Raw genomic sequence first — 779 nt, 5'->3', positions numbered from 1 at the left:
CTGGTGTAGGGAAGGTTATTTTTTCTGTAAAAAACGACCACATATCTGTCCCCTACAGATTTACCTCTATTATAAATAGACGTAAAGTCACTTTTTCTTCTTAAAACATTTTTTTTAAGCATTTCAAAATTAAGCAGTTAATTTTTTTCTGCCTTTTGCTCTTCTTCTCTTAAGAACGTTTCTGCCATTCTTGGTGCTCATTCTTTTTCTGAAGCCGTGCTCTTTCATTCTCTGTCTTTTTTTAGGCTGATAAGTCTGTTTCATTGGTTTTACCTCCTTATAAATTGTAAACTCATACGCAATCTAAATTCCAATATGCGCACATATGCCCTACTATTATACTTACAAAGGCTTGGCTTGTCAATGATTTTGTCTTTTTTTGTTCTTAAATAGCCATGCTGCTATATAAAAACAGGTATGTGCGTAAAATTATCCACAAGATATGGATAACTATATGGAAATTTTATTTTTCAACCTTTTAAATTTGTACTTGTATATGGATAACTTATTAGGTACAATAAAACTACACCATGAAATTGAGGGCAGAAAATGAAAAGTATATGGAATCAAGTTTTAAATATCATTGAAGAAAATACAACATCAATCAGCTATAATACCTGGTTTAAACCACTTAAAATCAACAACATTGACAAAAATGTAAAAATCGTCTATTTAGAAACCGATGAAGATTTTATTATCAAAGTTTTAAAAGACCGTTATTTACAGCTGATTGAGTCCAGTTTCAAAACTGTAACCGGAGAAGAATACCGCGTTGTAAT

At 30.9% G+C, this 779-nt stretch carries 3 protein-coding genes; 1 reads left to right on the top strand and 2 read right to left on the bottom strand.

Annotation, left to right across the window (positions count from 1 at the left end):
* Positions 1-122: ribonuclease P protein component (locus tag D1841_RS17770; RefSeq protein WP_166554344.1), on the bottom strand; the 122-nt coding region annotated here is incomplete at its 3' end.
* A gap of 7 nt (positions 123-129) precedes the next feature.
* The gene (rpmH, locus tag D1841_RS17765; RefSeq protein WP_160201006.1) at positions 130-264 is read right to left on the bottom strand and encodes a 50S ribosomal protein L34; all 135 of its coding nucleotides are present in this window, start codon (positions 262-264) and stop codon (positions 130-132) included.
* Between the two features lie 285 nt (positions 265-549).
* On the opposite strand from rpmH, the gene D1841_RS17760 reads away from it, so the two are divergent.
* Positions 550-779 (top strand): DnaA N-terminal domain-containing protein (locus D1841_RS17760; RefSeq protein WP_305801095.1); only part of this gene is annotated, 230 nt, incomplete at its 3' end.

Origin of the sequence: Neglectibacter sp. X4 (assembly GCF_009917365.1) — a bacterium.
GTDB lineage: Bacteria > Bacillota > Clostridia > Oscillospirales > Acutalibacteraceae > Acutalibacter.
This window is presented reverse-complemented; position numbering and strand designations above follow the sequence as displayed.

Bases quoted from the DNA above. Each gene is read 5' to 3' on its own strand.
- rpmH (WP_160201006.1), bottom strand. From the start codon at position 264: ATGAAACAGACTTATCAGCCTAAAAAAAGACAGAGAATGAAAGAGCAC.